Annotated in this window: 25 protein-coding genes; 17 read left to right on the top strand and 8 right to left on the bottom strand. The window is 70.1% G+C overall.

Translation table 11 applies throughout. The features are described 5' to 3' along the window. The first annotated feature begins 6 nt into the window (after positions 1–6). The 11 genes from ACQ86M_RS11710 (at position 7) to ACQ86M_RS11660 (ending at position 8,613) form a co-directional block, all read left to right on the top strand. A complete protein-coding gene (locus ACQ86M_RS11710; RefSeq protein ID WP_431218836.1) occupies positions 7–465 on the top strand; it encodes a hypothetical protein in 459 nt (152 codons plus the stop codon). Between the two features lie 144 nt (positions 466–609). Continuing rightward, entirely contained in the window at positions 610–1,914 is a 1,305-nt protein-coding gene (locus ACQ86M_RS11705; RefSeq protein ID WP_431245572.1) for an ABC transporter substrate-binding protein, read from the top strand. 10 nt (positions 1,915–1,924) lie between these two features. Beyond that, positions 1,925–2,464 carry a carbohydrate ABC transporter permease gene (locus ACQ86M_RS11700; RefSeq protein ID WP_431245571.1) on the top strand — a complete coding sequence of 180 codons (540 nt, stop codon included), beginning with the start codon at positions 1,925–1,927 and terminating at the stop codon, positions 2,462–2,464. 5 nt (positions 2,465–2,469) lie between these two features. Beyond that, a complete protein-coding gene (locus ACQ86M_RS11695) occupies positions 2,470–2,889 on the top strand; it encodes a carbohydrate ABC transporter permease (protein WP_431245570.1) in 420 nt (139 codons plus the stop codon). A gap of 99 nt (positions 2,890–2,988) precedes the next feature. Further along, positions 2,989–3,807, top strand: a complete 819-nt coding sequence (locus ACQ86M_RS11690; RefSeq protein ID WP_431245569.1) for a carbohydrate ABC transporter permease — start codon at positions 2,989–2,991, stop codon at positions 3,805–3,807. Continuing rightward, on the top strand, positions 3,804–4,319 hold the full coding sequence (locus ACQ86M_RS11685) for a hypothetical protein (RefSeq protein ID WP_431245568.1): 516 nt from the start codon (positions 3,804–3,806) through the stop codon (positions 4,317–4,319). Before ACQ86M_RS11690 ends, ACQ86M_RS11685 begins: the two co-directional genes overlap by 4 nt. After that, positions 4,298–5,524, top strand: coding sequence for an amylo-alpha-1,6-glucosidase (locus ACQ86M_RS11680; protein WP_431245567.1), 1,227 nt, complete (start codon positions 4,298–4,300; stop codon positions 5,522–5,524). The genes ACQ86M_RS11685 and ACQ86M_RS11680 overlap by 22 nt, the downstream gene beginning before the upstream one ends. Positions 5,525–5,565: 41 nt before the next feature. Then, a complete protein-coding gene (locus tag ACQ86M_RS11675; RefSeq protein ID WP_431245566.1) occupies positions 5,566–6,873 on the top strand; it encodes an ABC transporter substrate-binding protein in 1,308 nt (435 codons plus the stop codon). Positions 6,874–6,875: 2 nt separating this feature from the next. Continuing rightward, positions 6,876–7,796, top strand: coding sequence for a carbohydrate ABC transporter permease (locus ACQ86M_RS11670; RefSeq protein ID WP_431245565.1), 921 nt, complete (start codon positions 6,876–6,878; stop codon positions 7,794–7,796). Then, complete coding sequence (locus ACQ86M_RS11665; RefSeq protein ID WP_431245564.1) at positions 7,793–8,380, top strand: carbohydrate ABC transporter permease; 588 nt, start codon at positions 7,793–7,795, stop codon at positions 8,378–8,380. The genes ACQ86M_RS11670 and ACQ86M_RS11665 overlap by 4 nt, the downstream gene beginning before the upstream one ends. Then, positions 8,341–8,613 (top strand): hypothetical protein, encoded by a 273-nt coding sequence (locus ACQ86M_RS11660; protein WP_431245563.1) that lies wholly within the window; start codon positions 8,341–8,343, stop codon positions 8,611–8,613. The genes ACQ86M_RS11665 and ACQ86M_RS11660 overlap by 40 nt, the downstream gene beginning before the upstream one ends. A 24-nt stretch (positions 8,614–8,637) precedes the next feature. On the opposite strand, the gene ACQ86M_RS11655 is transcribed toward ACQ86M_RS11660, so the two are convergent. Beyond that, a complete protein-coding gene (locus ACQ86M_RS11655) occupies positions 8,638–9,297 on the bottom strand; it encodes a GntR family transcriptional regulator (protein ID WP_431245562.1) in 660 nt (219 codons plus the stop codon). A gap of 113 nt (positions 9,298–9,410) precedes the next feature. Here ACQ86M_RS11655 and ACQ86M_RS11650 point away from each other — a divergent pair, with 113 nt between their 5' ends. From ACQ86M_RS11650 to ACQ86M_RS11625, 6 genes are read left to right on the top strand one after another with little or no spacing between them, the layout of a single operon-like run. Beyond that, positions 9,411–11,432: a beta-galactosidase gene (locus ACQ86M_RS11650; RefSeq protein WP_431245561.1), complete on the top strand. Its 2,022-nt coding sequence runs from the start codon at positions 9,411–9,413 to the stop codon at positions 11,430–11,432. Positions 11,433–11,451: 19 nt separating this feature from the next. Further along, positions 11,452–11,829 carry a hypothetical protein gene (locus ACQ86M_RS11645; RefSeq protein WP_431245560.1) on the top strand — a complete coding sequence of 126 codons (378 nt, stop codon included), beginning with the start codon at positions 11,452–11,454 and terminating at the stop codon, positions 11,827–11,829. After that, positions 11,829–12,827 carry an aminomethyl-transferring glycine dehydrogenase subunit GcvPA gene (locus ACQ86M_RS11640; RefSeq protein ID WP_431245559.1) on the top strand — a complete coding sequence of 333 codons (999 nt, stop codon included), beginning with the start codon at positions 11,829–11,831 and terminating at the stop codon, positions 12,825–12,827. Before ACQ86M_RS11645 ends, ACQ86M_RS11640 begins: the two co-directional genes overlap by 1 nt. Beyond that, on the top strand, positions 12,824–14,428 hold the full coding sequence (gcvPB, locus tag ACQ86M_RS11635; protein ID WP_431245558.1) for an aminomethyl-transferring glycine dehydrogenase subunit GcvPB: 1,605 nt from the start codon (positions 12,824–12,826) through the stop codon (positions 14,426–14,428). Before ACQ86M_RS11640 ends, gcvPB begins: the two co-directional genes overlap by 4 nt. Positions 14,429–14,441: 13 nt before the next feature. Then, positions 14,442–15,587: an ATP-NAD kinase family protein gene (locus ACQ86M_RS11630; RefSeq protein ID WP_431245557.1), complete on the top strand. Its 1,146-nt coding sequence runs from the start codon at positions 14,442–14,444 to the stop codon at positions 15,585–15,587. Continuing rightward, positions 15,578–16,336, top strand: a complete 759-nt coding sequence (locus ACQ86M_RS11625; RefSeq protein WP_431245556.1) for an SDR family NAD(P)-dependent oxidoreductase — start codon at positions 15,578–15,580, stop codon at positions 16,334–16,336. Before ACQ86M_RS11630 ends, ACQ86M_RS11625 begins: the two co-directional genes overlap by 10 nt. A 171-nt stretch (positions 16,337–16,507) precedes the next feature. Here the strand turns inward: ACQ86M_RS11625 and ACQ86M_RS11620 are convergent, their stop codons facing one another. The 7 genes from ACQ86M_RS11620 to ctaD all read right to left on the bottom strand — a co-directional run bounded on the left by ACQ86M_RS11620 (position 16,508) and on the right by ctaD (position 21,638). Further along, complete coding sequence (locus ACQ86M_RS11620; protein ID WP_431245555.1) at positions 16,508–16,966, bottom strand: GyrI-like domain-containing protein; 459 nt, start codon at positions 16,964–16,966, stop codon at positions 16,508–16,510. Positions 16,967–17,072: 106 nt separating this feature from the next. Then, positions 17,073–17,279 carry a hypothetical protein gene (locus ACQ86M_RS11615; RefSeq protein WP_431245554.1) on the bottom strand — a complete coding sequence of 69 codons (207 nt, stop codon included), beginning with the start codon at positions 17,277–17,279 and terminating at the stop codon, positions 17,073–17,075. Positions 17,280–17,449: 170 nt separating this feature from the next. Continuing rightward, positions 17,450–18,352: an NADP-dependent oxidoreductase gene (locus ACQ86M_RS11610; RefSeq protein ID WP_431245553.1), complete on the bottom strand. Its 903-nt coding sequence runs from the start codon at positions 18,350–18,352 to the stop codon at positions 17,450–17,452. Positions 18,353–18,527: 175 nt separating this feature from the next. Continuing rightward, positions 18,528–19,070, bottom strand: a complete 543-nt coding sequence (locus ACQ86M_RS11605; protein ID WP_431245552.1) for a TetR/AcrR family transcriptional regulator — start codon at positions 19,068–19,070, stop codon at positions 18,528–18,530. A 131-nt stretch (positions 19,071–19,201) separates the two neighbouring features. Next, complete coding sequence (locus tag ACQ86M_RS11600) at positions 19,202–19,828, bottom strand: vitamin K epoxide reductase family protein (protein WP_431245551.1); 627 nt, start codon at positions 19,826–19,828, stop codon at positions 19,202–19,204. Continuing rightward, on the bottom strand, positions 19,816–20,064 hold the full coding sequence (locus ACQ86M_RS11595) for a hypothetical protein (protein ID WP_431245550.1): 249 nt from the start codon (positions 20,062–20,064) through the stop codon (positions 19,816–19,818). The genes ACQ86M_RS11600 and ACQ86M_RS11595 overlap by 13 nt, the downstream gene beginning before the upstream one ends. Further along, entirely contained in the window at positions 20,061–21,638 is a 1,578-nt protein-coding gene (gene ctaD / locus ACQ86M_RS11590; protein ID WP_431247881.1) for an aa3-type cytochrome oxidase subunit I, read from the bottom strand. The genes ACQ86M_RS11595 and ctaD overlap by 4 nt, the downstream gene beginning before the upstream one ends. Between the last annotated feature and the right edge of the window lie 211 nt (positions 21,639–21,849).

Here is a 21,849-nt window from a genome sequence, read left to right as displayed (position 1 = left end):
CGACCGATGACCTCTGCACGCCCGTCGACGAACGCCCGTCGCATCTTCGCCGCCCTCGCCATCCTCACCGCCCTCGGAGTCGTCCTCCAGGGCGTCTGGGCCGGCATCTTCCTGTCCTCCGACAACCGGCCCGACGCCTGGGTGCACGTGCACGACATCGGCGCCTGGGTGACGACCGTCCTGGCGGCGGTCACCGCGCTGTGGGCGATCATCGCGCTGCGGCGCGATCGGCCGCTCGTGGTCGGCAGCATCCTGCTGGTGCTGCTGGTGGCGGGCGAGGCGCACCTCGGCGGCATGATCACCGACGACGGCCAGGATGCGATCACTGCCATCCACGTCCCGCTCGCGATGGCGCTGCTGGCGCTCGCCGTCTGGCTGCCCGTCCACGCGCTCCGCGCCCGGAAGCCGGTCGCGGTCCGGGCGCAGGCGGAGGCGGAGGTGGAGGTGGAGGGCGTCCGGAGCTGAGCTTCGGGCTGCCCCCGCACCACCGCGACGCCCCGGATTCCCCGGCAGAGGGATCCGGGGCGTTTGCGTTGCGCGCGGTGAATGGTGTATACAGAATACACCTGCACCACCGCAGCAAAGACGCTTCCAAGGATCGAGGTACTCATGTCTCGCGTCGACTCGAAGATGAGAAGGGCGCTGGCCATCACGGCGGCCGCCGCACTCGCGCTCAGCATGGCCGCCTGCTCCGGCTCCGGCTCGGGAGCGGGCTCCGGCACGAAGACCGTCGTCTGGTCGACCTGGGGAACCCCGGAGGAGCTCACACGGTACAAGGACTTCGACCAGAAGTTCATGAAGGAGCACCCCGACATCAAGGTCGTGCTTCAGCCGGTGGCGGACTACGGCGACTACCACACCAAGCTCCTGGCGCAACTCGCCTCGGGCACCGCGCCCGACGTCTTCTACATCGGCGACGACAAGATCGGCCAGTTCGTCAACTCCAAGGCGCTGCTCCCGCTGACCTCGCTGATGAACTCGTCGGCGAGCAAGACGAAGCCCGAAGACTTCTCGCAGGGCCTGTTCGGCGCGACGAAGAAGGGCGACGAACTCTACGCGGCACCCAACGACTCCAACCCCGACGCGCTCTGGTACGACAAGGCCGCCCTGAAGAAGGCGGGCGTCACCGAGGATCCGGCGAAGCTCGCGTCCGAGGGCAAGTGGACGACCGAGGCGTTCCTCGACATGAATGCGAAGCTGCACGGGGCGGGTCTCACCGGCTCGATGTTCTGGAACTACTGGAGCACCCATTACAGCTGGATCTCGTCGCAGGGCGGAAAGGCGTTCGACGACTCCGGAAAATTCGTGGCCGATACCGACAAGACGAGCGTCAAGGCCATGGATGTGCTGGCCAAGAACTTCCAGAACGGAACGTTCGTCGTCGCCGACACCCTCCCCGAGGGGGCGGGCGCCGACAGCGTCTTCGTCACGCACAAGGCGGGCTTCTTCATCCAGGGCCGCTACACCATCGGCACCGTCAAGGCGGCCGGCGACCCGGACAACTACGACGTCGCGCCCTGGCCGACGCCCTCCGGCAAGGCGGCTCCGACCGGCGTCGCGGTGAGCTACCTCGCCATCAACGCCAAGACGAAGAACAAGGATGCCGCGTTCGCGTTCTGGACGAACTTCCTCTCGGCCGAGGGCCAGACCCAGCGTCTGCAGGGCGGGGGCAACGCGGTCCCGTCGATCACAGGCGCGGACAAGGTCGTGCTCGACGGCTACCCGGCGCACGCGCAGACCCTGCTCGACATGCGCGACGTCGGCTTCGAGGACTATGCGACCGAGGCGGCCGTGCCCGGGCTTTCGAGCGACATCAGCGACAAGATGCTCGCGCTCTACCAGGGCAAGTCCTCAACCCAGGACACGCTCGACGAGGTCGCGAAGATGATCGCGGACAAGACCGGCGGCAAGTGAGGCTCGATCCGTGACTGCACTAGGGGAAGCAACCGTCGCCGCCGAGGCCGAGGTCGTCCCCGCGACGCCGGGCGGGCTCCGGAAGGAGTCCGCCTGGCGGCGGCGCGACCGGCGCTGGGGCTACGTCTTCGTCGGCCCGCAACTCGCCGGCATGACCCTGTTCGTCGTCGTGCCGTTCGTCGCGAGCCTCGTGCTCGCCTTCGCGAAGTGGGACGGCCTCAATGACCTCGGCTGGGTCGGACTGGACAACTTCCGTGCCGAGCTGGCCGACCCGCTGTTCGGCCGCTCCATCGTCAACACGCTGCTGATCGCACTCATCACGGTGCCGGTCGGGCTGGGGCTGGCCGTCGTGCTCGCCGTGGCCCTGGAGCGGCTCAAGACGCGGACGCTCTACCTCATCCTGTTCTTCGCGCCGGTCGTGACCTCCTCGGTCGCCGTCGCGATGATCTGGCAGCAGCTGCTGCGAAAGGACGGCGTTGTCAGCGGGTTCATCGCGAACGTCTTCCACGTGGCCCCCCGGACTGGCTGGGCGACCTGCGCCTGGCGCTGATCGCCGTGTGCATCGTGACCATCTGGTCGTCCGTCGGCCTCAACGTCATCATCTTCCTCGCCGGTCTGCAGAACATCTCGCCGTCCGTCATCGAGGCCGCGCGGCTCGACGGCGCGGGCGCACTCACCCTGTTCTTCCGGGTCCGGCTTCCGCTGCTGTCGCCGATCATCTTCTTCTCGACGGTCATCGCGTTCATCAGCTCGCTGCAGACCTTCGACACGGTGTTCATCCTTACGGCCAATGCCGGACCGGACAACGCCACCCGCACGATCGTCTACCACATCTACGATCTCGGCTTCGGGAAGTTCCAGTTCGGGCCGGCAAGCGCCGCGTCGATCATCCTGCTCGTGATCACCCTGGTCATCACCGGGATCCAGTTCACGGCGCAGAAGAAGTTCGTCCACTACGAGGATGGTGCCGCATGACCGCCGCCCCCGCCGCCCCCGCTCCTTCCCGCACGGCGCCCGCCCCGGGGGATCGCCCACGCGTGCGCTCGCCCCCGCGCCGGCCGCGGAGGGATCCGTGTGCGCACGACGATCCTGCATGCTGCGCTGCTGGTCGGCGGCTTCGCGATGGTCTTCCCGTTCCTGTGGATGCTGCTGACCTCGTTCAAGACGCTTCCCCAGCTGCTCAACGACCCGCTCGGCCTGTGGCCCCAGCCGTTCACGCTGCAGAACTACGCCGACGCGTGGAACGACGTGCCGTTCGGCAGCGCGTACTGGAACACCATCTACATCGCCGCGCTTGTCGTCGTCGGCACATTGATCACCGCCGCGATGGCCGGGTACGCGTTCGCGCGGATCCCGTTCCGCGGCAGCCGGGTGCTGTTCGTGCTGTTCCTGGCCACGCAGATGATCCCGATGCAGGTCACGCTCATCCCGTTCTACTTCCTGATGGCGAAGCTCGGCTGGGTCGACTCGCACCTCGCGCTGATCGTGCCCGCTGCGCTCGCCAACCCCTTCGCCGTCTTCCTGATGCGTCAGTTCGTGCTGTCGCTGCCGAAGGAGCTGGAGGAGGCGGCGATCGTCGACGGCGCCGGGCGCTGGCGCATCTTCTGGAGCGTCGTCCTCCCCAACCTGCGGCCCGGGCTCGGCGCGCTCGCCATCATCGTGGCGCTGAGCACCTGGAACAATTTCCTGCTGCCCCTCGTCATCCTGAACTCGCAGGAGCTGTTCACCGTGCCGCTGCTGCTGCAGAGCTTCCGCGGGCAGTTCGGCTCGATCAACTATGGGCTGATCATGGCTGCATCGGCCATCGCGACCATCCCGATGCTGATCGCCTTCGTGATCGGCCAGCGCCGCATCATCGGCAGCATGGCGGCCTCCGGGCTGGGCGGCCGATGACGCCGGGCGAGCGGGCCGCCCGATATCTCGACCTCGAGAGCGCGCCGTTCACGCTGCCGGGCTCGCGCATCCTGGTGCTGCGGGCGGACGGCGGTCTGACGGTACGGCTGGCCGAGTACGAGCGCCGGCTGGACGACTGCGTACTGGTGCGCACGCTGCGGGTCTTCGGCGCCGATGGCCGTCTCGCATCGGTCTCGGGCGTGCATCCCGACCGCATCGAGTTCGCGGACGCTGGTGTGACGCTGACCTTTGACGGGCCCGCGGCGCTGAGCCTGGGCGGTGACACCCGCTGGAGTGTGGAGCTGGAGCTCGCCGGGCCGGGCGACACCGGGGGCGCCTGGCACCCCGGCCTCCCGTCCGCCCAGACGGCCCGCTGGGGGCGGCCGGCGCCGACGACACCGAGGTCCGGGGCAGTCACGTGCGCCTCTCCTTCGGCGGAGGGGCATTGCGGCTCGGGGTCGCCACCGCGGCCTCGGAAGACGACGGACGCGTGGATCACGCCGCTGCGCTGACCTCGACCGCCCGCGTCTGGGACGAGTGGTTCGCGCGCACACCCGCCGTCCGCGACGACCTGGCCGACATGACCGCCTTCTGCTGGTGGGTGCTCGGCGCGAACATCGTCTCGCTCCCCGGTCGCGGCGCTCGCGCCGTGGTGCCGTCCAAGATCGGCTACGTCGGCGTGTGGCAGTGGGATGCGTACTTCATCGCGTCGGGCCTCCGCCACGGCGACCCCCAGCTCGCCCGGGAGCAGCTCGACCTCGCCTTCGCCTTCCCGACCGCCGACGGCCAGTTGCCGGACGTCGTGCACGACGAGGGCGTGCTCGCCTCGAGCGACGATCTTCCCCGTGCCGACCGGGAGAACCTGCGGCGCGCCGGCTCGGCGATCGCCGCCCCGGCCGCACCCATCCCCCTGACGAAGCCGCCCCTCGCCGCCTGGGCGCTGCGCCGGCTGGAGGGGTTCGTCGACGACCCCGCCTGGTTCGACACCGCCTGGGCGACGGTGGCCCGCAGCCAGGAGTGGTGGTTCACGCACTCCGACCTGGACGGCGACGGGATGCCCGAGTACGGCCATCCCTACTCGTCCGGGCTCGACGACAGCCCGGTCTTCGACGCCGAGCTGCCGGTCTCCTCACCCGACCTCGCCGCCTACCTGATCCTGCAGGACGACCTGCTCGTGTCCCGCGCCCGATCGGTCGGAGACGAGGAGGCGGCCGAGCGCCACTCCCGACGCGCGGCTCGCACCCTCGTGCTGCTCGAAGGGATGTGGGATGCGTCCGCGGGGTTCTTCCGCTCGGTCGGCGCCGGCCATCCCGTCGCATCAGAGACGGCGGTGTCGCTCCTGCCCCTTCTGACCGGGCGGTTGCCCGGCACGTTCGTCGCCGGCATCCTGGCCGCCCTCGACGACCCCGACCGCTTCGCGACGCCCTGGACCGTGCCGACCGTCGCCCGGCGCGACCCCGGCTACTCGGACGAGCGGATGTGGCGCGGCCCCGTCTGGGTCAACGTGAACGCCCTCCTGGTCGAGGGCCTCGCGGTCTCCGGCCAGCCGGCGCGGTCGCGTGAGCTGGCCGAGGAGACGCTGCGCCTCGTCATCCACGGCGGAGGCCCGCACGAGTACTTCACCCCCAGCACCGGCCGCAAGGCGCGCACGGCGACCACCGCCTTCGGATGGTCCGCAGCGCTGTTCGTCGACCTGGCGGTGCAGCTCTCCGCCTGATCCACCACCCCATCGAACCGTTCCATCGACGAAGGAGTCACATGAAACGCCTGCGCATCGTCGCGCCCCTGACCGCCGCCCTGCTCGCCCTCACCGGGTGCGCCATGTCGGGAACCGCCGGAGGCGGCCCCGCGACGCTCGACCCCTCCGCCACGCCGGCCGGCAGTATCACGGTGTGGTCGTGGGATGCCGCGGCCACCGCCCTGAAGCGTCTCGCCGGCGAGTACCAGTCGAGCCACCCCGGGACGACGGTGAAGGTCGTCGACGTGGGTTACGACAACGCCTACGACAAGCTGTCCGTCGGGCTCCAGGCCGGCACCGGGCTGCCCGACGTCGTCACCATGGAGACGGATCACACGCCCGGATACCTCAGCCAGTTCCCCAAGGGGTTCGTCGACCTGACGCCCGTGGTCGGGACGAAGAAGGCGGACTTCGATCCGTCGAAGTGGACGGCGTCCACCGACAAGTCGGGCGCGATCCGCGCGGTGCCCTGGGACTCGGGCACGGTCGGGCTGTTCTACCGGTCCGACTACCTCGAGCAGGCCGGCGTCACCCCTGCCGACCTCGGCACCTGGGATGACCTGGTGACGGCGGGCGAGCGCATCAAGTCCACGACCGGGCACACGCTGATCACCACGGACGTCTCCACCGGCGGCCTGTTCCAGATGCTCCTGCAGCAGCAGGGGAAAGGCCTCTTCGACGAGAAGGGCGACATCACCGTCGCCTCGGCGGAGGCCGTCGCGGCCCTCCGCCTCGAGAAGGAGCTGAACGACAAGGGGCTGCTGAAGAACGTCAAGGGATGGGATGCGCGCGTGACGAGCGCGAAGAACGGCGACTCGGCGGTCACTCCGGAGGCGGTCTGGTGGATCGCGACCCTCACCGGCGAGGCGGCCGAACTGAGCGGGAAGTACGGTGTGACCGAGCTGCCCGCCTTCTCGGCGGGCGGTGCGCGCACCTCCAACAGCGGCGGCTCGGGGCTGGCCGTCCCCGCACAGTCGAAGAACCCGCAGCTTGCCGCATCCTTCGTCGCCTTCGCGCTCGCCGACACGCAGAATCAGGTGTCGATGATGAAGAAGGACGGGCTCTTCCCGGCCTATCTCCCCGCGCTGAAGGATCCGTTCTTCGCCCAGCCCGACCCCTACTTCGGCGGTCAGAAGGTGTACTCGCTCTTCGCCGAGCAGACCGCGAAGATCCCGTCGATCGCCTACACGTCCGACAATGCCAAGGCGACCGACATCGTGGGCGCCGCCGTGGCCGCCTCCGTGCTCGGCGGCAAGGACCCGGCGGCGGCGCTGAAGGATGCGGCCCAGCAGATCGCCACGGCCACCGGCCGTACGATCGCCGACTGAGCATGGTCGCCGTCGACACCGCCGCACGGCGGCGGACGGCGGACGCCTCCCGGACCCGGTCGCTGGAGCGCAGGCTCCGGCGGCCGGGCGTGTGGTTCGTCCTGCCCGCCGCCGTGCTGTTCATCGTCTTCTTCGCGTACCCGCTGGCGATCTCGCTGTGGCAGAGCTTCTTCAGCACCCAGGGAGGCGAGCTGCGCTGGGTCGGCCTCGACCAGTACGCACGGCTGCTCGAGGACCCGCTCGTCGCGACCAGCCTCGGCAACGCCTTCCTCATCCTGATCGTCCAGGTGCCGCTGATGATCGGGACGGCGCTCGTGCTCGCCTACGTGCTCAACCAGACCTGGCTGCGGTTCCGCTCCGGGTTCCGGCTGCTGTACTTCCTCCCAGCGGTGACCACCCTCGTGGCGTACTCGGTGGTGTTCCGCGTGCTGCTGACGACCGACGGCGGCGCAGTGAACCAGCTGCTGGGATGGGCGGGCATCGCCCCCGTGGACTGGCTGGACAGCGAGCTCTGGGCGCGCGTCGCGCTCATCGCATCCATCACCTGGCGCTGGACCGGGTACAACATGGTCATCCTGCTCGCAGGGCTGCAGAGCATCCCCGCCGAGCAGTACGAGGCGGCACGGATCGACGGCGCAGGGCGCTGGGCGACCTTCGCCCACGTCGTGGTCCCGCAACTCCGGCCGGCGATCGTCTTCACGACCGTCACCTCGACCATCGGCGCGCTGCAGCTGTTCGACGAGAACGTCATCCTGACCGGCGGGGGTCCCAACAACGCGACCCTGACGCCGGTGCTCTACCTCTACAAGGTGGGCTTCCAGCAGTTCGACCCCGGATACGCCTCGGCCATCGCCTGGCTGCTCGTCGTGATCACCGGGATCGTCTCGATCATCCAGTTCCGCCTGCTCCGGGAGAAGAAGTGATCCGCGCGCTCCGCCACACCCCTGCGTACGTCCTGCTGACCGTCGGCGCGCTGCTCAGCGTCGTGCCGTTCCTGTGGATGCTGACCGCGTCCACTCACACCACCGCCGAGCTCTTCGCGCGGCCGCTGCCCATCCTCCCCGGCGGCGAGCTGTGGACGAATCTGGCACGGTTGCAGGAGCAGACCGGGTTCGGTCAGGTGATGCTCAACAGCCTGTTGATCGCGGTGATCTACACGGTCTTCAGCTCGGCGGTCAGCGTGCTCGCCGGATACGGGCTGGCAAAGTTCCGCTTCCGCGGACGCGGCGTGCTGCTGGCCGTCGTGCTCGGCACGATGATGATCCCGATGCAGGTGCTCCTGGTGCCGCTGTTCCAGATGATGGCGAGCGTCGGCTGGATCGACACCTACCAGGCGGTCATCCTGCCGTTCCTGGCGAACGCGTTCGGCATCTTCCTGATGCGCCAGGCCTTCCTGGACTTCCCGGACACCATCGTGGAGGCGGCGAGGATCGACGGGGCGGGGAGCTGCGCACGTTCTACCGGGTCGTGCTCCCCATCGCCCGGCCGCAGCTCGCCGCGCTCGTGATCTACACGTTCGTGAGCCAGTGGAATGCGTTCATCTGGCCGCTGCTCATGCTCAACACGGAGGACAAGTACACCGTCCCCGTCGCGCTCAACACGATGATCGGGCTCTCGCGCGTGGACTACTCGGGCCTGATGCTGGGGTCGCTGCTCGCGACGCTGCCTCTGCTGGTGATCTTCCTGCTCTTCCAGAAGCAGTTCGTCGCCGGGCTGCTGGGCGGTGCGGTCAAGGGATGAGCCGGAGCGGACCCGCAGGCGCCGTCAGGACAGGCGTTCCCACTTGATACCGGCGTCGGCGAGGAGGCGGCGCATCCCGTTGCTCCAGTTCTCGGCGAGGGCGGCCTTGGCGGCCGGCACATCCCCCTCGACGAGGTGCTGCGCGATCGCCGCGTGCTCCTCCGCGGACCGCTCGACCAGCACGTCGTCGCCGACCAGCAGCGACTCGTACCGATGGATCGCGCTCCGGACCTGGGCGATCTGCTCCAGCAGTCGCTCGTTGGGGCAGGCGCTCAGCATGAGGTTGTGCCACTCGTCGTCCTTGCGGTTGACGACGGCGTGCTCGGCGACATCGTCCGAGAACGCCGCGGCGAGGGCGCCGAGGCGCTCGCCGAGGGCGGCCAGCTCGTCGGCGGGGGACAGGTCGAGCGCGAGGCCTTCGAGGGTGACGATGATCGGGCAGAGCTCTTCGAACTCGCGCGCGCTCAGCGGCACGAAGCGGAAGCCCTTGCCGTTCTCGCTCTCGATCTGGCCCTCGCTCTCGAGGGCGATGAGGGCCTCTCGCAACGGGGTGCGCGAGACGCCGAGCTCGGCCGAGAGCTGCACCTCGTTGATGCTCTCCCCGGGGCGGACCGCTCCGGAGCGCATTCTCGCCAGCAACTCCTCGCGGACCTGGGAACGCAGATTCTTGCGCTCGATCGCCATGTGGCTCCTTCCGCTGAGGTGTGACGTCAGCCTATGGCTTGACGCCGTTGCCGAATGGCAAATAGCATCTGAATACATAATACAGTCGACGGAAGACGAACTCAAGGAGACCGATGACGATCCCCGCGCCCCGCAGCATCCGGCTCGACGCGCTCGCCTACGGCGGTGACTACAACCCCGACCAGTGGCCGGAGGAGGTCTGGGCGGAGGACGTGCGCCTGATGGTCGACGCGGGCGTCAACATCGTCACGCTCCCCGTCTTCTCCTGGCCGCTGCTGGAGCCCGAGCCCGGCCGCTGGGACTTCGCCGGCCTCGACCGCATCATCGACCTGCTGTGGTCCGAAGGCATCGCCGTCGACCTGGCGACGGCCACCGCGACGCCTCCTGCGTGGCTGGTGCGCGAGCACCCCGAGGTGCTGCCGTGGAACGCCGACGGCGTGCGCCTGGAGTTCGGATCGCGGCAGTCGTACTGCCCCAGCTCGCCGGTCTTCCGGGAGGCTGCCCTGCGGCTCACCCGCGCCCTCGCCGAGCGGTACGGCGAGCATCCGGCGCTCGCGCTCTGGCACGTCTCGAACGAGTACGGCGACCACGTCGCCCGGTGCTGGTGCCCGGAGTCCGCGCGGCACTTCCGCCGCTGGCTGGAGGCCCGTTACGGCGACATCGCCGGCCTCAACGAGGCGTGGGGAACCAGCTGCTGGGGCCAGAACTACCTGAGCTTCGACCAGATCGAGCCGCCGCGCACCGCGACCGGGCCGATCAACCCGGCGCAGGTCGTCGACTTCGAGCGGTTCTCGTCGGACGCCCTGCTCGAGCTCTTCACCGCAGAGGTCGAGGTGCTGCGCGAGGTGACGCCGGAGATCGCGGTGACCACCAACTTCATGAGCCTGTTCCGCGAGCTCGACTACTGGGACTTCGCCGCCGCGGAGGACCTGGTGACCGATGACGCGTATCCCGACCCCGCCGACCCGCACGCCCATGTCGGCGCCGCCCTCAACTACGGGCTCATGCGCAGCCTCAAGGACGGCCGTCCGTGGCTGCTGCTGGAGCAGGCGCCGAGCGCCGTGAGCTGGCGCGACGTCAACGTCCCGAAGGCGCCGGGCCAGCTGCGGCTCGGCAGCCTTCAGGCCGTCGCGCACGGGTCGGACGGCGTGATGTTCTTCCAGTGGCGGCAGGCGAAGTTCGGGCCCGAGAAGTTCCACTCGGCGATGCTCGGCCACCGCGGAGAGCGGAGCCGCAGCTACCGGGAGTCGAAGGCCCTCGGCGCGGAGCTCAAGAAGCTGGAGCCCGTGCGCGGCACTCGCGTGCGCTCCTCCGTCGCGCTCGTGGCCGACTGGGACGCATGGTGGGGCGTGACCCAGACGGAGTCGATGCCGTCGCAGCGGCTGGACTGGCTGACCGAGGCCCGCGCCTGGCACGCTGCGGCCTTCGCGCTCGGCCAGCCGGTGGACGTCGCCCGCGCGTCAGGACCGTTCGGCTCGCACCGCGTGGTGCTCGTGCCCAACCTGTATGCGACCACCGCGGAACAGGCCGCGGCGATGGAGGCGTTCGTCGCCGGGGGAGGCCACCTCGTGGTGGGGCCCTTCTCCGGCGTCGTCGACCACCGCGAGCAGGTGCACGCCGGCGGCGCGCCCGGCCCGTTGCGCGACCTCCTCGGCGTGGAGGTCGACGAGTGGTGGCCGCTAGCCGACGGCGCCCAGCGGACGGTCGAGCTGGGCGGCGTCGTGCATTCCACCCGCGTCTGGGGCGAGTGGATCGAGACGGCGCCCGGCACCGAGGTGCTCGCACGCTTCGCCGACGGCGACCTGGCGGGCCTCCCCGCCCTGACCCGCCGAGCGCACCTCAACGGCTCCGCCTGGTACCTGGCCGCCGGTCTCGACGACGCGGCGATGCGCGCGGTGCTCTCCCTGGTGTTCGCGGCCGCCGGCGTGGAGGCCCGTGAGCCGGACACCGCGCTCGAGATCGTCACGCGCACCGACGGGTCCACCGACTTCACCTTCGTGCTCAACCACGGCCGGGATGCGCGGGTCGCGCCGCGCATACCGGGCGGCACCGACCTGCTCACCGGCGCGGACGCGGGAGATGGTCTGCCGCTCGACGCGTTCGGCGTCGCCGTGATCGAGCACCCGTCCGTCTGATCCACCGAGAGAGGCCAGCATGACCCACCCCTTCGTCCATCCGTACGTGCCGAACACGGCGCCCGAGTCGCGGCAGCAGATGCTCGACGCCGTCGGCGCCGCCAGCATCGAGGAGTTCTACGCCGACGTTCCGGCCGACCTCCGGCTCGGCCGCGACCTCGACCTCCCGGAGCCGCTCCTCGCCGAGCAGGACCTCGTGCGGCACGTCGGCGGCCTGCTGCGGCGCAACCGCCCGGTCGAGCCGGGGCGACTCTTCCTCGGCGCCGGCACCTACAACCACGCGGTCCCGGCCGTGGTGGACGAGGTGATCAACCGGAGCGAGTTCCTCACCGCGTACGCGGGGAGCCGTACGAGGACCACGGCCGGTTCCAGGCCCTGTTCCAGTACCAGTCGCTGATGGGCGAGCTGCTGAACCTCGACGTCGTGAACGTCCCCACCTACGACGGCTATCAGGCGGCGGCGACGTCGCTCGCCATGGCGACCCGGATCACCGGACGCCGCGGCATCCTGCTCGTGAGCGACTCCCACCCGGACAAGCTCTCCAAGGTGCGCGACTACCTCCTTCCCGTCGCCGACCTCACGGTCGTGCCGACGGCGGACGCCGTCGCCGACCTCGTCGCGGTGCGTGCGCTGGTCGGGCCCGGCACGGCAGCCGTCTGGGTCGAGACGCCGAGCTACCACGGCGCGCTCGAGACGGCGCTGCCCGAGCTCGCCGACGCCGCGCACGCCGCCGGCGCGTTGCTGGTCGTGGGAACCGACCCGATCGGGCTCGGCGTGCTCGCCTCCCCGGCCGACCATGGCGCCGACATCGTGCACGGCGACATCCAATCGCTCGGCCTGCACCCGTGGTTCGGGGGCGCCCACGCCGGCTTCATCGCCGTGGCCGACGACCCTCGTCTGGTCATGGAGATGCCGTCCCGTCTGTTCGGGCTCGCCTCGACCGACGTCGAGGGCGAGTACGGCTTCGGCGATGTCGCCTACGAGCGCACGTCGTTCGCCGTGCGCGAGGAGGGCAAGGAGTGGGTCGGCACGGCCGCAGCGCTCTGGGGCATCGCCGCGGGCGTCTACCTCGCGCTGATGGGACCGAACGGGATGGCCGAGCTGGGCGAGACTCTGCTGGCCCGCACGTCATACGCCCGCCAGGCGCTGACCGCCCTGCCCGGTGTGACCGACGCCGACGGCGCCGTCCACCTCCGCGAGTTCGTCCTCGACTTCCGAGGGGCGCCCGTCACCGCGCCCGCACTCGTGGCCGCCTTGCGCTCCCGGGGCTTCGAGCCGGGTCTCGCGCTCGGCGACGACCGGCTGCTGGTGTGCGTCACCGAGCAGAACACCCAGACCGACATCGACGACCTCGCCGCAGCAGTCGGCGCCGTCCTGAAGGAGAACGCCCGATGAGCCTCCCCATCGCGCCCAAGCCCGCCCTGCGCCGCTTCCACCAGGCACGCTGGGACGAACCCATCGTCTTCGAGCTGGACACTCCCGGCGAGCGCGGAGTCATCCCGTCGCAGACCGAGGACGGCGTGCGCTCGGCGGTCGGCGACGTCGTCGGCGCGCTGCCTGCCTCGTTGCGCCGGGCCGAGCCGCCCGCGCTGCCGGAGATCGGTCAGATGCGCGTCCTGAAGCACTACCTCCGCCTCAGCCAGGAGAACCTGGGCGCCGACCTCAATATCGACGTGGGTCAGGGGACCTGCACGATGAAGTACGCACCCAAGGTCAACGAGGCGATCATCCGCACGCCCGACCTCTCCGAGCTGCACCCGCTGCAGGACCCGGATTCCGCGCAGGGCGCCCTCGAGATCATCTGGCGGACCGAGCGCATGCTCGCCGAGATCTCCGGCATGAGCCGGGTCTCGCTGCAGACCGGCGGCGGGTCGGAGGCGATCTGGGCGAACATCTCCATGATCCGGGCGTACCACGCATCGCGCGGGGAGGACGAGAAGCGGGACGAGGTGATCACCACGATCTTCTCGCACCCGTCGAACGCGGCGGCGGCCAAGATGGCGGGCTACAAGGTCATCACGATCTTCCCGGACGCCGACGGCTACCCCGATGTGGATGCGCTTCGTGCCGCCCTCTCGCCGCGAACGGCCGCGATCATGGTCACCAACCCCGAGGACACCGGGATCTACAACCCGCGCATCCGCGAGTGGGTCGACCTGGCGCACTCGGTCGGAGCGCTCGCGTCCTACGATCAGGCCAACGCCAACGGCATCCTGGGCATCACGCGCGCTCGCGACGCCGGGTTCGACGTCTGCCACTTCAACCTGCACAAGACGTTCGGGACCCCGCACGGCTGCGGGGGACCGGGGTCCGGTGCGAACGCGGTGTCGGAGGCGCTCGCGCCGTTCCTGCCGGGGCCGGTCGTGGAGAAGGTCGGCGACCGGTTCGTGATCGACGCCGACCGTCCCCAGTCCATCGGCTCGGTCGCACCTTTCTACGGGGTCGTGCCGAACATCGTCCGCACCTACGCCTGGATCCGCGCGCTCGGCGCTCCCGGTCTGCGGGCCGTCGCCGAGACGGCGGTGCTCAACAACAACTACCTCATGAAGCTCGTCCTCGACATCCCCGGGGCCAGCGCTCCGTATGCCGCCGGGCGCCGGCGCATCGAGCAGGTGCGCTACTCGTGGCAGGAGCTGTTCGAGGAGACCGGGATCACGTCGGAGGAGATCGGCGTGCGGGCGAGCGACTTCGGCATGCACTACTGGACCAGCCACCACCCGTATGTGGTGCCGCAGCCCTTCACGCTCGAGCCGACGGAGTCGTACTCGAAGGCCGAGCTCGAGGAGTACGCGCGGGTGCTGGCCGAGGTGGCCCGGGAGGCGCGGGAGACCCCCGAGGTCGTGCGCACCGCCCCGCACAATCAGACGGTGCACCACACCCACCACGACGACCTGGACGATCCCGACCGTTGGGCGGTGACGTGGCGTGCCTACCGGCGCAAGCACTTCGGCGAGGGCGTCACCGAGGCTCCGGCGCTGGAGGGTGCGGTCGCGTGACCGGGATGCAGCCGTGACGATCGGCCTGATCGTCAACCCCGTTGCGGGCATCGGCGGCCCGGCCGCCCTCGCCGGCAGCGATGGAGCCGCGGTGCAGCGCGAGGCGCTGCGCCGCGGCGCCCGCCCGCGTGCCGGAGAACGCGCCGCGGAGGCGTTGCGTGTGCTCGCCTCGGCCCGTCCAGGAACCGAGGTGCTGACCGCCGCCGGCCCGATGGGAGAGGACGCCGTGGCGGCCGCGGGCCTCGTCGCCCGGGTCGTGCATGATCCGGCGTCGGCATCCTCGGGCGAGGACGCAGCCCGCGCGGCCGCCGCACTTCGCTCGGCAGGCGCATCCCTCATCCTGTTCGCCGGAGGCGACGGCACCGCCCGGGATGTCGCACGCGGTCTGCCCGCGGGAGCGCCGGTGCTCGGCATCCCTGCGGGCGTCAAGATGTACTCCGGCTGCTTCGCCGTCGGGCCCGCTGCAGCCGGTGCCACCGCCGCCGACTGGCTCGCCCATCCCGTGCCCACGGCGACGGCGGAGGTGCTCGACCTCGATGAGGAGCTGATGCGCGCGGGCCGTCCCGATCCGCGGCTGTTCGCGCTCGTCCAGGTTCCCGCGGCTCCCGGTCGCACCCAGGCGCGTAAGGCGTCGACGCCCGCGAGCGCCCGCGAGTCGGTGCGGACCGCCGCGGCCGGCGCCGTCGCCGCGATGCGGCGCGGAGTCCGCTACCTGCTCGGTCCCGGCGGCACGACGGCCGAGGTCGGCCGCGCGCTCGGCCTGCTCACCAGCCCGCTCGGCGTCGACGTGGTGCAGGACGGCCGGCTCCTCGCACGGGACGTCACCGAGGCGCAGGCGCTGGCTGCGGTGGAGGGGCGCCCTGCGCAGGCGGTCGTCACCGTGATCGGCGGCCAGGGCTTCCTGCTCGGCCGCGGCAACCAGCAGCTCTCGGCGCGGGTCGTGTCCGCGCTCGGTGCCGATCCTCTTCTCGTCGTCGCCACGGAGCAGAAGCTCCTCGACCTCGCCGGCCGGCCCTTGCTGGTCGACACCGGCGACCCCCAGCTCGACCGGCGGCTGGCCGGCCACGCCCGCGTGGTCACCGGTCCCTCCACCGCCACTCTCTACCCTGTCACTGCCGCATCTGCGGCCCCCATCGAAGGAGAATCCACATGCGTCTAGCCGGCAAGTCCGCCATCGTCACCGGAGGAGCGGGCGGCATCGGCCGCGCCACCTCGCTCGCCTTCGCGGCGGAAGGCGCGCGGGTGGCCGTCGTCGACCTCCAGCAGGATGCGGCCGAAGCCGTCGCCCAGGAGATCCGCGCGGCGGGCGGCGAGGCGATTGCCCTCGGCGCCGACGTCTCGGCCGAGCCCGACGTGGAGAGCGTCGTCGCGGCGGCCGTGGAGGCGTTCGGAGGGATCGACATCGCCTTCAACAACGCGGGGATCATCCGCCGCACGACGGCGGTTGAGACCACCGTCGAGGAGTGGGACCGCGTGTTCGGCGTCAACGTGCGCGGGGTGTTCCTCATGTGCAAGCACGTCGTCCCGGTGATGGCCGCAGCGGGCGCGGGATCGATCATCAACACGGGGAGCGGCTGGGGCCTGAAGGGCGGCGGCCAGGCGATCTCGTACTGCGCGTCCAAGGGCGCGGTCGTCAACATGACGCGCGCGCTCGCGATCGACCACGGCCCGCAGGGCATCCGCGTCAACTCGATCAACCCCGGCGATGTGAACACCGGGATGCTGCGCGACGAGGCGCGCCAGCTCGGTCAGGAGACGGGTTCGTTCCTCGCCGAGGCCGCCGACCGGCCCCTGCGGCGGATGGGCGAGCCCTCCGAGATCGCCGCCGCGGTGGTCTGGCTCGCCAGCGACGAGTCGTCGTACGTCACCGGGACCGCTCTGGTGGCGGATGGCGGCGGAATCGCGTGACCTGAGCCCGCACGCCCCCGGCGGGCGCGTTGCCGTGGTCACCGGGTCGACGCGCGGCCGCTCCGCGATCGCGCGCTGGAGCGCGGGCGGCGCTTCGACGCTCCCGGATGCGGTCCATCAGCAGATCGAGGTCACCGCGTCGCCGTAGCGCAGGCGGTCCGGCAGCGCACGTCAGGCGACCGGCCAGCAGATCTGTGTGCGCCACGTGGACGGATCGGGCTGGCGCTCCGGATCGCTCAGGTAGCACTCCCACATCACGTCGCCGGGAGTCAGTCCGTTGTCGGCGAAGAACCGCTGCACCGCCGCGTACGTCTCGTGGATGGTGTCGTACGGGCCGACGTGGGTGGCCTCCACGACGCGGCCGGCGGGGAGCGTCCCCGGCACGATCCCACCCTCAGCGGCGATGGGGCCCGAGGCGGGGAACCCGGCCTCGACGTCGACCGTGTCCGTCGGCATGCCGTAGTACTTGCCGAACGGCGGCCCCGCCGGGTAGCGGCCCTGCGCCTGGAGGGCAGCCGCAGCGGCCGGGAAGGCGCGCGAGAAGAACCCCTGCAGTTCATTCAGCGGGATGCGCGCGCGGAGAACCGCCGTCGGTTGCTCGGTGTGCTCGGTGATGGCGATATCGGTCACATGCTCATGGTGCGGCGGCATCGGCCGCACCGGGAGTGCCGAACGTCCCGCGCAGTACGGAGGTGGCGGGCGGCGCGGCAGCACTCCTCGGTCGGCCCAGGCGCGCTCATTGCCGGCGCGAGCGCTCCAGGCGTTCCACGTCCCAGTAGACGCACTCCACGAGCGAGTGTGCCGGGCAGGCGGGAGCGCCCGATTCGTCCGGTGTCGCGACGCGGTCGAACTCGCCTCGGGCCTTCTCGAGCAGCATCGCGAATTCCGCGTCGTCCACGACGCACTGGTCGGCGGTGAGCCATTCGCGCAGCAGCGTTTCCACGTCCTGGTGGTAGACCCGCGAGTCGGCCCAGACTCGTTGCACGATGCCGGCGATCTGATCCTCGCGAGGTGCCGGCTGAGAGCCGTCCATCACGGGGAAGTGGGGCGGCTTCTTGTGATTCTTAGGACTCATGCTGCTTCACCTGCCATTTCGAACCGATACGGCCGCCTTCAGCTGCGGACGCGGATGACGGTCTTCCCTTTGCGTCGCTGTGCGGGGTTGAGCGCGGCGACGGCGTCGCTGAGCGGGGCGATCTCGTCGATGTTGGTACGCAGCCGGCCGTCGCGCACGCGCTGAACGATCTCGCTGAGCTGCGAGGGCACGGACTCGACGACGAAGTCGACGGAGAGGCCGTCGGCGGGCCGCGCGGCTCCGAGTCCGGTGACGGTCACGAGGGTGCCGCCGGGGCGGATGAGGAGCGCCGACTTCTCCTGGATCGCACCCCCGATGACGTCGAACACGAGGTCCACACCGCCGACGTCCTCCAGTGAGTCGTTCTCGAGGTCGAGGAACTCGTGTGCGCCGTAATCGAGAGCCTTCGCGCGATCGGCGGTGCGGCCCGTGCCGATGACGTAGGCGCCGGCTTCGCGGGCCAGCTGGGTCACCATCGTGCCGACCGCGCCCGCCGCGCCATGTGCGAGGACGGTCTGGCCGGAGCGCAGGCGGCCGTGCTGGAACAGACCCTGCCAGGCGGTGAGCCCAGAGATCGGCAGACTTGCTCCAACCGTGAAGTCGACGTCGCCGGGAAGGGGCGCGAGGTTGCGCGACTCGACCGCGACGTACTCGGCGAGCGTTCCGTCGCGGTGCCAGTCGGTGATCCCGAACACGCGCTGTCCGATCGTGAGTCCTGTCGTGCCGTAGCCGAGCGCGGTCACCACACCCGCGACGTCGTGCCCGAGGACGGACGGCGACTTGTCCCGGCCCGCCCGATCGACCCAGGTGGAGGGCCACTCGACCTCGGTGGGGACGTACGCAGCCGCGTGCACCTCCACGAGGACGTCATTGATGGCAGGTTTCGGGTCCGGCCGGTCGACGAGCTGCATGCCGGCCGCACCGGAAGCTCGATCGGCCACGATTATCGCCTTCATGAGGACCTCCTCGCACCGTGACCGCACGACGGCGGTCCCGTATGTTCCAGGTTCGACCTCTTGGTCGAACTAGGGAACATGCTAATTCAAAAACTGGACTAGATCGTCCAATTTCTCAGGTCCTGGAGGGGCGGCATGGAGCATACAGGACCAGAAAGTCCTATCTCGCTTGAGGGGAGAGGCTCTCCAGATGCGCCAGGGCCATATCGATCGAGGTGGCCATCGGGGTGACGTCGCGCGCGGTCTGGGCCAGCAGATAACCGCCTTGCAGAGCTCCGAGGAGCCCGGTCGCGAGTTCGTCGACGGGCGCGTCCGCCGGGAGGGTGCCGCCCTCCTGTAGCCGCCGGATCGCTCCGGCCAGCAGGTCCGTCCACTCGGCGAACAGGGCGGTCAGTGCTCGGCGGGCGATGTCGTCCTGATCGGCGACTTCGGAGGCGAACGATCCGAGAGCACAGCCGTAGGCGCCGTGACGCAGAGCATTGTTCTGCACGAGCGCATCGCGCCACCGCCGGAGGCCCGACAGGGTGGAGACCCGGCCGAGACTCTCCTGCTCGCGCTCGATGACGCGCCGGCCCATGAGCTCGATGACCGCGCGCACCACCTCCTCCTTGTTCGCGAAGTGGCGATAGAGCTGCGACTTGCTGACACCGCTCGCTTCGCGGACATCGTCGAGGGTGGTGGCGCCGACCCCGCGGACATACATCAGGTCTGCAGCCGCGCTGACGATGCGCTCCCGGGTCTTCGCCCCCTCGCCGTCAGGCGCTGGGTCGTCGTCTCGGCGGTCGTGGACACCCCCTCATGGTACGTCCGGGGTCCGACGGATGGGGCCGTCCGTCAGAGGAACGCGCGTTGCAGCCAGTCGAGCTCCAGCTGGGCCCACACGGCGACGATCGCGTAGCAGACGACGGTGATGAGCGGCAGCCAGCCGTACAGTGTGCGGCAGACCCGGCGTGCCCGTTCGGGCAGCGGGATGGTGCCGTTCCGGAGGTTGTTCAGCGTTACCGCCCAGAACGTCGGGATGGTGATCGCCCACGTCACCATGCACCACGGGCAGAGGACGTGCAGCACGGTCAGCGAGCTGGTGATCAGGAACACGACCAGCGCGAAGGCCAGCGCCACGCCGGCGTTGAAGAGCAGCCAGAACCAGCGGGCCAGACCGTCCCGCGCGGCGAGGGCCGCCACCCCGGCCGCGATGGTGGCGGTCCACCCCATGAGCCCGAGCAGCGGGTTGGGGAACCCGAGCAGGGAGCCCTGCCAGGAGGCGAGGTTGGTCGCGCAGCCGATCAGCACGTTGAAGCTGCACGTCAGTTGCGCGTTCGGGTCGCGCAACTGCGTGAGCTTGTCGAGGGTGAGCAGGAACGCGGCGCCCAGACCGATGACGCCGGCGACGATCAGCCACCAGGCCAGCACGCGCGAGACCCGGGGCGTGGATGCGCGCTCCGCCACGGTCACGCCGGCCATGGCAGCAGGCAGACGGCGGTGATCATCACCGTTGCGGCGCTGATCACGAGGGTGGCCAGCAGCGAGTGGCGGCGGTCGGCCGCGGTGCGGCCCCAGAGGTCCGCGTGCGCGCAGGTGCGCTCGGCGGCTGCCACGATCGCAGCCGTGCCCGGCGCATCCAGGTCGAGGCTGCCGGTGCGGGCGTGGAAGCGGATGCGGTCCGCCTCGTCGGGGGCGAGCGCCAGCCGGCGGCTCATCGGAGCGCTCCGCCCGGCGCTCCGCCGCTCGCTGCCGCGCTCGCCGCCGCCTCGGCCGTGTGGTTCAGGTCGAACGCGGGCGACTCCGACCGGATGCGCGGGATGCGGAGGAAGTTGTGCCGCGGCGGCGGGCACGACGTCGCCCACTCCAGCGACCGCCCGGTGCCCCAGGGGTCATCGACGGTGACCTTGGGGGCGTGCCGGCAGGTGAGGTAGATGTTCGCGATGAACGGGAGCACGGACGCGGCCATGACGATGGAGCCGAGGGTGGAGAGCTGGTTCATCCAGGTGAAGCCGTCCGACGGCAGGTAGGTGGCGTACCGGCGTGGCATTCCGATGACGCCGAGCCAGTGCTGGATGAGGAAGGTCATGTGGAAGCCGATGAACAGCAGCCAGAAGTTCCACCGTGCCAGGTGCTCGTTCAGCATCCGGCCGGTCCACTTGGGCCACCAGAAGTACACGCCCGCGAAGGTCGCGAAGATCACGGCGCCGATGAGGACGTAGTGGAAGTGCGCGACGACGAAGTACGTGTCCGACAGGTGGAAGTCGAGCGGCGGGGAGGCCAGGATCACGCCGGTCAGCCCGCCGAAGGTGAAGTTGATCAGGAACCCGAGCGCGAACAGCATGGGCGACTCGAAGGTGAGGGACCCGCGCCACATCGTGCCGACCCAGTTGAAGATCTTCACGCCCGTCGGCACGGCGATCAGCATGGTCATCAGCGAGAACCAGGGCAGGAGCACCGACCCGGTCACGTACATGTGGTGAGCCCACACCGTGATGGAGAGCGCCGCGATGGAGATGGTGGCGTAGACGAGCGTCTTGTAGCCGAAGATCGGCTTGCGGCTGAACACCGGGATCACTTCGGAGACGATGCCGAAGAACGGCAGCACGATCACGTAGACCTCGGGATGCCCCCAGAACCAGAACAGGTGCTGCCACAGCAGGGCGCCCCCGTTGGCGGCGTCGTAGATGTGCGCGCCGAAGACGCGGTCGGCCATCGCCCCCGCCAGGGCGGCGGCGAGCACCGGGAACGCCATCAGCGCGAGGATCGAGGTGACCAGCGTGTTCCAGGTGAAGATCGACATCCGGAACATGGTCATGCCCGGCGCGCGGAGGGTCATGATCGTGGTGATGAAGTTGACGGACGAGAAGATCGTCGCGAACCCGAGCAGCAGCGCGCCGGCGAACCAGAGGGTGTTGCCGAGGCTGGGGGAGAACGTCTCCGCCGCCAGCGGCTGATAGGCGAACCAGCCGAAGTCCGCGGCGCCCTGCGGCGTGAGCAGACCGCCCGCGGCGATGAGCCCACCGAAGAGGAAGCACCAGAACGAGAACGCGTTGAGGCGGGGGAAGGCGACGTCGGGCGCGCCGATCTGCAGGGGCACGATGACGTTCGCGGCGCCGGTGAAGAACGGCATCGCGTACAGCAGCAGCATGATCGTGCCGTGCATCGTGAACATCTGGTTGTACTGCTCGCCCGTGAGCACGTGCATCCCCGGTGCGACGAGCTGGCCCCGGATCAGCAGTGCCATCACGCCGCCGATGGCGAAGAAGACGCCGGAGGCGATCAGGTACATGTAGCCGATCGTCTTGTGGTCGGTCGAGGTGATCCACGAGACCACGATGTTCCCCTTGCGGGTCGTGGCGGCCGGGCGGACCGGGGGAGCGGCGCGGCCGGCCGCGTGGCGGGCTCGGTCTCCACGGTGCTGCTCATCAGACCTCCAGACGGGACGGGTGCGTGCGCGGAGCGGTTCGCTCGCTTCGCACCGAGTCTCGTGACCGCAATGT

This window comes from Leifsonia xyli subsp. cynodontis (assembly GCF_050632205.1).
Lineage (GTDB): Bacteria > Actinomycetota > Actinomycetes > Actinomycetales > Microbacteriaceae > Leifsonia > Leifsonia xyli_D.
The sequence above is the reverse complement of the archived record's forward strand: the minus strand, read 5'-3'. Positions and strand labels throughout refer to the sequence as shown.

Coding starts and splice junctions, on each gene's coding strand:
- ACQ86M_RS11710 (WP_431218836.1), top strand. CDS start 7: ATGACCTCTGCACGCCCGTCGACGAACGCCCGTCGCATCTTCGCCGCC.
- ACQ86M_RS11705 (WP_431245572.1), top strand. CDS start 610: ATGTCTCGCGTCGACTCGAAGATGAGAAGGGCGCTGGCCATCACGGCG.
- ACQ86M_RS11685 (WP_431245568.1), top strand. CDS start 3,804: ATGACGCCGGGCGAGCGGGCCGCCCGATATCTCGACCTCGAGAGCGCG.
- ACQ86M_RS11675 (WP_431245566.1), top strand. CDS start 5,566: ATGAAACGCCTGCGCATCGTCGCGCCCCTGACCGCCGCCCTGCTCGCC.
- ACQ86M_RS11670 (WP_431245565.1), top strand. CDS start 6,876: ATGGTCGCCGTCGACACCGCCGCACGGCGGCGGACGGCGGACGCCTCC.
- ACQ86M_RS11655 (WP_431245562.1), bottom strand. CDS start 9,297: ATGGCGATCGAGCGCAAGAATCTGCGTTCCCAGGTCCGCGAGGAGTTG.
- ACQ86M_RS11650 (WP_431245561.1), top strand. CDS start 9,411: ATGACGATCCCCGCGCCCCGCAGCATCCGGCTCGACGCGCTCGCCTAC.
- ACQ86M_RS11645 (WP_431245560.1), top strand. CDS start 11,452: ATGACCCACCCCTTCGTCCATCCGTACGTGCCGAACACGGCGCCCGAG.
- ACQ86M_RS11640 (WP_431245559.1), top strand. CDS start 11,829: ATGGGCGAGCTGCTGAACCTCGACGTCGTGAACGTCCCCACCTACGAC.
- gcvPB (WP_431245558.1), top strand. CDS start 12,824: ATGAGCCTCCCCATCGCGCCCAAGCCCGCCCTGCGCCGCTTCCACCAG.
- ACQ86M_RS11625 (WP_431245556.1), top strand. CDS start 15,578: ATGCGTCTAGCCGGCAAGTCCGCCATCGTCACCGGAGGAGCGGGCGGC.
- ACQ86M_RS11605 (WP_431245552.1), bottom strand. CDS start 19,070: ATGTATGTCCGCGGGGTCGGCGCCACCACCCTCGACGATGTCCGCGAA.
- ACQ86M_RS11600 (WP_431245551.1), bottom strand. CDS start 19,828: ATGGCCGGCGTGACCGTGGCGGAGCGCGCATCCACGCCCCGGGTCTCG.
- ACQ86M_RS11595 (WP_431245550.1), bottom strand. CDS start 20,064: ATGAGCCGCCGGCTGGCGCTCGCCCCCGACGAGGCGGACCGCATCCGC.
- ctaD (WP_431247881.1), bottom strand. CDS start 21,638: ATGTACCTGATCGCCTCCGGCGTCTTCTTCGCCATCGGCGGCGTGATG.